The organism is Candidatus Neomarinimicrobiota bacterium (assembly GCA_034716895.1).
Lineage (GTDB): Bacteria > Fidelibacterota > UBA8477 > UBA8477 > JABMPR01 > JABMPR01.
In genome coordinates, this window is sequence record JAYEKW010000228.1 from 1 (window position 1) to 7,761 (window position 7,761).

Below are 7,761 nucleotides of genomic sequence, written 5' to 3' on the forward strand. Positions count from 1 at the left end.
CCCAGCTTTTCTGCCAGCATTTCAAATTCATCACGGATACGTTCAGCTTTCATTTATAGTCCAAGGTCGAAGGTCGAAAGTCCAAAGTCGAAGGTCCAAGGTCGAAGGTCGAAGGTCGAAGGTCGAAGGTCGAAAAATCTTCGTTATTAGATTCTGTACCAATAGGTTTCTCTCCCAGAGCCGCAGAAAGTGCAGAGTCGTTAGAGTATTTTCTTAATAATTTATGAGCCGAATTCACAATTGAGTTATCCATTCACTCATTTCGTGTTGATTCGTACACATTCGTGTGATTCGTGTCAAAGTTTTTCAAATCTTCAGCCAGCCAACTCCTATAATAGGGAGTCTCGTTTTTCCTTCTCAAAATTATCCACCAACTCTTTGACGCGTTCTGTATCTCCCAGGGGAACGATCAAGAGGGCGTCTGGAGTATCAATAACCACCAGATCATTAACACCCAACAGGGCAACCGTCCGACCCTCGGCATACACCAGATTATTTCTGGCGTTATGGTAGATCACATCGCCCCTGGTAACATTACCATCCTCATCCTTGGTTCTCATCTCATGGACGGCATCCCAGGATCCTACATCATTCCAGGCAAAATCTACTTTTATCACAAAAACATTCTTGGCTTTCTCCATGACACCGTAGTCAATGGATATGCTCCTCAATGTCGCCCATTCTACTGTAAGTACAGAATCCCAAACCGGTTTCCCAATGGCTCCCCGGATATTGTCCAGACTATCCCAGATCTCCGGTAAAAACTCCTGAAAACTATTCAGGATAACATCGACCTGCCAGACAAACATCCCGCTGTTCCATAGAAAGTCGCCACTATTCAAAAAGAGTTGGGCAGTTTCAAAATCTGGCTTTTCGGCAAAAGCTTTCACTGCAAATATTTGTTCCTGGGGGTTGGTACGCTCATGAAATTGGATATACCCGTAACCTGTGGCCGGACGAGTCGGAATCATTCCAAAAGTAACAAGCCCTTTCATATCCTGGGCTGTTTGAATACCCTGATGCAGATATTTTGTGAATGCATTGACATCTTGAATATAATGGTCAGCCGGGAATACACCCATGACAGCATTGTTATCACGTTCCTGAATAATGATGGCGGCCAAACCGATACAGGGAGCCGTATTCTTTCCATCAGGTTCAATGAGGATATTCTCCTCAGGTAATTCAGGAATCTCACTTCGAATTCCAGCTTCCTGATCTGAATTGGTGATAATCAGGATGTGATCAGTTTCTGCAACCTGCTTAAGCCGTTCAACTGTCATCCGCAACATGCTTTTTTCACCGGCAATGTTTAATAATTGTTTAGGTGTCGTACGACGACTCTGAGGCCAGAATCGTTTGCCAACACCGCCAGCCATAATGACTGCAAAAAAAGACATCTTTACCTCATTTCTCTAAATTACTATAACGCTTGGGCAAGGCAATTTGACCATGGAAAACTAATTCTGCAGGACCCTTTAACCAATACTGATTTCCACGAAGATCCACTTCAAGTTCACCACCTTTAAACCCCAGTTTGATCGGCCAATCCACTCCCCATATCCGGGAAGCATAGATCGCTGCAGCAGTTGCCCCGGTCCCGCAGGCCAGGGTTTCCACATTCACACCCCTCTCCCAGGTTCTTACCGTAATTCGGGAGTCTGACCGATTTACCAGATTAACATTGGTTCCCTGGGGATGACTCACATGTTCATCCATGGCGTGACCTAATCGATGAATGTCTTCAGCAGCCAGGTCATCAACTGGAATGATCAGATGGGGTACTCCTGTATCGATGAACCCACAACCAGGTCTGGGAATATCCCAGGGATGCAAACTGTCGTTTACCAGTATTTGGACAGCAACCTGACCCTGCTTGAGCTCATATTCATGGTGCCCGTCATCTGCACGGAAGGTGCCTGTTTTTCCTGCCTTTCCATGGGAAATAGCAAATTGCACCAATGATCTCGCCCCATTTCCACACATTTCCCCCCGGGATCCATCAGCATTGTAATAGTGCATGCGGAAGTCTGCCTGCTGATCAGGGGTCAGGATCAAGACCCCATCGGATCCAATTCCAAATCGGCGATCACATAAGTCAATGATCTGTTCCCGACTAAGATCCAGATTTCCCTGCCAGTTATTGAAAATGATGAAATCATTCCCCGCTGCCACATATTTATAAAATTCAATCATATTTTTCACAATTCATGCTCTTGTAAAAACATCTAACCATCCTTCAACCTTGCTCAGGACAGGCGCCGAACACAGAGCGCTTTTTTGCATCCTATTCGAAGTATCTAGTTCACCCCCTATAGAGGCTGTGTGAGAATAGGGACAACGCTTACCCCATGCTTTAGCTTGGGGGTATGATAACCTACTGTTTCCTTGGGCTTTAGCCCAGTATTGTTGGGCTAAAGCCCTCCTTTTAGATATTTTTATAACCCCCAGGCTGAAGCCTGGGGTAAGTATCATTATTAACAGCATCATAGGTAGACAACTATAGCTAAGGTTAGAAAGTAATTATTCCGGCGCAATGAAGTTTTCACACAGTCTCTATACCCTATACCCAATTCGTTACCCGTTATTTGTTATTCGTTATTAATTATAACTATCCCACCCTACTTCTCCAGCACCCACTCCCCCAGATCCGTTTCCCATCTGGCTCGTACCCTGATCTCCGTGGGGAAGAACCAAAATGGCTCTGACCCGGCAACTGGTCCCAAACCACCACTATTGTACCGGCCATCTCCATTCTGATCCACATAGGCCGATAAAAAATATTGCTGGGCAGGCAAGTGGTCAATCAAAACAGGCAATCCTGGTTTCAGTTTAAATGATCGTTCAATATCTTTTCCGGTCAACTCACACTCAAGAATTTCAGATCCACTATGAAAAACACGGAGACTGCCCAGTGAATCTGAATGAACGGTAAACAACTGCCCGGTCATGAGCGAATCCAGATCATGGTAATTCAGTGCTGAATAGAGCGAACTGGTTATTACCTCCCATTTAAAACTCCGGCCATCAGCCAACAGTGTATCCGGTGTGAACACCCACTCCATGGAAGAACTTTTTTGTAACGAGCCCGGGATCACAACGGAATCCACTTGGGCATCTCTTATCTGAAAAGCACTATCAGATCTGAATGTGAAAGGCAAGTTCGACCTGATCTGCATGGAGGAACTTTCATTGGGAAATCGCTTTGGACTCCCATTAGTCCAACTAACTGTTAGATCTTCAAATTCCAGCGTGTCATATTCTGTTGAAGTATAGAAAACCAATGTATCAGAGTGAAGACTGAAACCACTGGTATCCTGAAAATTGGTCAACCAAACTTGAGTATTTTGAGTAATAGGCATTGCCGTGTTGAGGTGCATGGCATGTTCATCCTCCTTCACCAGGGATGATCCCAGGATCGGCAAGATCACCTTGTCAGCTACCAATTCAATGTTTTCAAGCGTCTTACGTGTTACCGGCCGACTGGTCCTAACCTGAATGAACTGCCCTGACAACTCAGCCACTTCCAGCAATTTAAATTGCTCCAGTGGAATGAGTTGCGGCCAAAGCTTATGGATGACTTTAATACTATCCCCATGAGCAAGAACGGAAGCGTTCCTGGGTCTGCCAAAGAAATCATCCCCGTCAAGCAGCCGATTGCGATTCCGATCCCAATGGTAAAATAGCATATAGGAGCGTTCCGCCAGATAGGACAGTTCAAAAGTCCCATCATCATCCGGTTGAAAAATGTAATCAGCGGGTAATTTTCTTAACTCTTGTAGTGGTATGTCGAACTGGCGGTAAAGCAGAATATTTCCATTTTTTTTAATGGCTTTGGATCCATGAATCACACCGCTTAAATGACCCGAATTCAGATTTGCACCAGTACTGAAGGCCAGTACGAAGGTGGATTCCAGGCCATTCCCCCTTAAATCCTGAGTAGTTTTATCCAGGGTCAACAGATAGGTGACATCCTGCTCCAGCGGTTCATTAAAACTGATCTTGAGCCAGGTCCATCCTGACTTCAACTCGAAATCCCCAGGAGGTCTGGGCCAGATCTGCAAGGCAGTTTTGAAAGTAGCTTGCTTCATCTGCTCCGTGAACTTGATATAGATGGTGAGATCAGGATCAATATTCACTGATTCATTTTCAGGAGTGCTAAAGAGAATACGAGGTGCTGTTTTATCTTCCGGACCACCTGTGATCGCCCGTTCATTGGCACAGGTCCAGAACGAATTGAGAGTGATCAAAGCCAGGAACACGAGTACGGACCACTTCATTTACGGAGCTCCAGATCATAAGGCAGGATTTCCCCAAGGGTGATACTATCCGGTTCCAGGTGTGTGGTATAAATAACCAACTCCAAACCGGAAACGACTGCAGTTTGTAAAGCCCTTGCAAATTCAGGATCGCGTTGCCAGTGCGGTTCAAAACTCATGGCATCGGAACGCTGGACAATAAAAAGCACAGCAGCTGAACGTTGGGGGGTGATCGCGTCAACCAGATGTCGCACATGACGGGTTCCTCTGGCTGTTACAGCATCTGGGAACCGGGCGACCCCCTTCTCTACCAGAGTTGCCGATTTAACTTCCAGCAGTTTCTCCTGACCCGCGCGTTCGAGTAAAAAATCAAACCGGGAACTGCCCAGTGTGTATTCCTGCTTTTTCACCTGCCAGTCAGAAAATTCAGGGATCGCTCCAGCATCCAGACAAAACCGGACAAAACGATTGGGTAATTGTGAATTGATGGAAATCAACTCATTACCGGAATAAACCATAACGGTTGCAAATTTGGTTTTACGTTCCGCTCCTGATTTCGGCTCCACCAGAACCCGGGCACCGGGAAACAGCAGTTCCTCCAATCGTCCAGGATCCGGAACATGGGAATCGTGGATCACGCCATTCATTTTTACTTTTGATAAAAAACGGTTCGGTCGGGCGACAAATTCTGCCTCGATCAGTCCTGCAGGAAGCGACATGCGCATCTTAGCTCTCACCTCCGGCCCGTTTGACATTATATCTATTAAAGAACTCGGTCTGAAATAGAGGAAATTTGCCAGTCTGTATCGCCACTCGCATTGTCGCCATTAACTCATGATAAAAATGAATGTTATGAATGCTCGCCAACCGGTACACCAACAATTCATTTGCCTTAAAAAGATGTCGCATATAGGCGCGGGAAAAATTTTGGCAGGTGTAGCATTGACAATCCGCATCCAGTGGTTTGTGGACATCCTTCTCACGAGCCGCTTTTACTGAAACGGGGCCATCCCAGGTAAACATGATCCCATGTCTGGCGTTCCGCGTGGGCAGGACGCAATCGAACATATCCACTCCTGAAGCCACTGCCTGAACCAGATCCTCCGGTTTGCCCACACCCATCAAATAGCGGGGTTGATCTGCAGGCAGGATGTCAGTTACCACATCAGTCATACCAGCCATATCTGCTTTGGGTTCGCCAACGCTCAAGCCGCCGATGGCATAGCCGTCAAAACCCATGTCTGTCAGAACCCGAGCACTGGTTCTTCGCAATTCCGGGTAAACGCTGCCTTGAACAATCCCAAAAAGATGTTGAGAGTGATCATAGATAGGTTTGATGGACCTGAATTTGTTGAGACTCCGCTGCTCCCAGCGATGCGTTAATTCCATGGATCTTTGAGCTACTTCACGAGTTGCCGGATAGGCGGTGCATTCATCAAAAGCCATCACGATATCTGAACCCAGACTGCGCTGGATATCCATACTGATCTCAGGACTCAACGTATGTCTTGATCCATCCAGATGGGATTGAAAAACGACCCCCTCTTCGTTGATCTTGTTCGTCTGCCCCAGTGAAAACACTTGATAACCACCGCTATCGGAGAGGATGGGACCTGGCCAACTCATGAATTTATGCAGACCACCAGCAGACTCGATGATCTCAGTGCCTGGTCGTAACAGCAGGTGATACGTGTTGCCCAGGATAATTTGAGAGCCTGTTTCCAGGAGGTCATCCGGAGATAATGATTTAACCGATCCAGCAGTCCCCACTGGCATAAATACCGGGGTTTGGATCGTTCCATGGTCAGTCTTTAACTCACCAGCTCGGGCTTTGGTAGAGGAACAGGTTTGTAGGGATTTTATTTGCATTTATAGTCTTTAGTCGAACAGTCGAAAGTCGAAAGTCGAAGGTAGAAAGTCTCTGTTTCTTGCACTAACCGCTTTCCGCTTACTCTTCTGTATCATTGTGAATTGTTCCTGATCCATTTCTTCAGCAAACTATATGCTTCGATTCCGCTCAGCATACGGCTTTAATATTCCAATTTCAATTTTGGCAACCCCGCATGAAGTAGCTGAGAAAATAAGCACCCTAATTCCATTAAATACATCCACATATCACAAATATGCCTAAGCTCATAAATATCAATACTCTGCGTCATTTCGATGAACTCAATACAACGCTCTGCACGCGGCGCCAGTCCTGAGCAAGGTCGCAGGGCGAGAGAGACTTTTTACGAGACCATCAAGTTTCAATTTCCCAGTTTCCAGTTTCAAACCTCAAAACACCACATCCACAGCTTCCACAACGCTCCGAACTGGTGTGATATGCAAGCCGAGATCTTTCAGGTCCTTATGTTCCCCATACGGCAAAATAATATGATGAAACCCTAATTTTTTAGCTTCTTCAACCCGTCGGCGAATCTGACCCACGTTCCGGACTTCACCACCCAGGCCTATCTCTCCGATCAACAAAGCACCGGCATCTACGATCTGGTTCTTCAAACTGGAAATGATGGCTATCGCCACCCCCAGATCTGCCGCTGGTTCTGCAATCTTCAGACCACTGACCACATTGATAAATACGTCCTGGGTACCCAGTTGGAACCCAGCTCGTCGCTCAAGTACAGCCAGCAACATCTGCAATCGCCTTAGATCGAAGCCGGTAACGTTGCGTTGAGGATTACCATAGGCAGCTCCGGCTACCAAAGCCTGGACCTCCAGAAAAAAAGTGCGACTACCCTCCTGGCTGGTCACGACCACTGCACCACTCACGTCGCTGTGGCGTTGTGATAAGAATAATTTTGCCGGGTTCTCAACTGGAATAAGACCTTTTCGCTGCATTTCATAGACACCCAATTCACTGGTGGATCCGAATCTATTTTTTGCGGCTCTAAGCAGACGCACCTGAGATTGGCGATCCCCCTCCAGATACAGAACCGTATCTACCAGATGCTCCAGCATTTTTGGACCTGCCAAAAAGCCATCTTTGGTAATGTGACCTACCAGGACAGTACAAACATTTAAAGATTTGGCGACTCTGAGCAATTGGGCAGCACTCTCACGTACCTGGCTGAGACTACCCGGCAGATTCTCCCCACTTTCAGAGTAAGCGGTTTGAATGGAGTCCACCACCACCAGGGTCGGCCTCAATTCCTCCATACTGCGACTGATGTTCTCAACCACAGCTTCGTTGGCAAACATAAGCTTGTCAGCCCTAACACCCAGGCGATCTGCCCGCATGGCCAGTTGTTCACCACTCTCCTCCCCGGAAAAATACAGGATCGCGTGACCCGCTTCAGCCATTAACCCACACAATTGAAGCAGCAAAGTGGATTTACCGATCCCCGGCTGTCCACCAAATAGAATAATACTGCCTTTTACCAGACCACCGCCCACCACTGCATCAAATTCAGCCTGTGATGTTCGTATCCGATTTGACTCACCATGGCTCATTTCATTCAAGGATCTTAGCTCAGCACGGCTGGTGCCTGGCTTGATCTTC

General features: G+C 46.8%; 6 protein-coding genes. All 6 read right to left on the reverse strand.

What is annotated here, in order from left to right; translation table 11 throughout:
• Positions 1-329: 329 nt before the first annotated feature.
• Positions 330-1,400 (reverse strand): mannose-1-phosphate guanylyltransferase, encoded by a 1,071-nt coding sequence (locus tag U9Q77_12900; protein MEA3288255.1) that lies wholly within the window; start codon positions 1,398-1,400, stop codon positions 330-332.
• 7 nt (positions 1,401-1,407) lie between these two features.
• On the reverse strand, positions 1,408-2,196 hold the full coding sequence (dapF, locus tag U9Q77_12905) for a diaminopimelate epimerase (GenBank protein ID MEA3288256.1): 789 nt from the start codon (positions 2,194-2,196) through the stop codon (positions 1,408-1,410).
• Between the two features lie 425 nt (positions 2,197-2,621).
• The gene (locus U9Q77_12910) at positions 2,622-4,280 is read right to left on the reverse strand and encodes an Ig-like domain-containing protein (protein ID MEA3288257.1); all 1,659 of its coding nucleotides are present in this window, start codon (positions 4,278-4,280) and stop codon (positions 2,622-2,624) included.
• On the reverse strand, positions 4,277-4,984 hold the full coding sequence (sfsA, locus tag U9Q77_12915; GenBank protein MEA3288258.1) for a DNA/RNA nuclease SfsA: 708 nt from the start codon (positions 4,982-4,984) through the stop codon (positions 4,277-4,279). The genes U9Q77_12910 and sfsA overlap by 4 nt, the downstream gene beginning before the upstream one ends.
• Before the next feature lies 1 nt (position 4,985).
• A complete protein-coding gene (gene tgt / locus U9Q77_12920) occupies positions 4,986-6,128 on the reverse strand; it encodes a tRNA guanosine(34) transglycosylase Tgt (protein MEA3288259.1) in 1,143 nt (380 codons plus the stop codon).
• 408 nt (positions 6,129-6,536) lie between these two features.
• Positions 6,537-7,761 (reverse strand): DNA repair protein RadA (gene radA, locus U9Q77_12925; GenBank protein MEA3288260.1); only part of this gene is annotated, 1,225 nt, incomplete at its 5' end.

What these genes read in the sequence shown, in the direction of transcription:
- U9Q77_12900 (MEA3288255.1), bottom strand. Translation starts at nt 1,400, where the DNA reads ATGTCTTTTTTTGCAGTCATTATGGCTGGCGGTGTTGGCAAACGATTC.
- dapF (MEA3288256.1), bottom strand. Translation starts at nt 2,196, where the DNA reads ATGATTGAATTTTATAAATATGTGGCAGCGGGGAATGATTTCATCATT.
- U9Q77_12910 (MEA3288257.1), bottom strand. Translation starts at nt 4,280, where the DNA reads ATGAAGTGGTCCGTACTCGTGTTCCTGGCTTTGATCACTCTCAATTCG.
- sfsA (MEA3288258.1), bottom strand. Translation starts at nt 4,984, where the DNA reads ATGCGCATGTCGCTTCCTGCAGGACTGATCGAGGCAGAATTTGTCGCC.
- tgt (MEA3288259.1), bottom strand. Translation starts at nt 6,128, where the DNA reads ATGCAAATAAAATCCCTACAAACCTGTTCCTCTACCAAAGCCCGAGCT.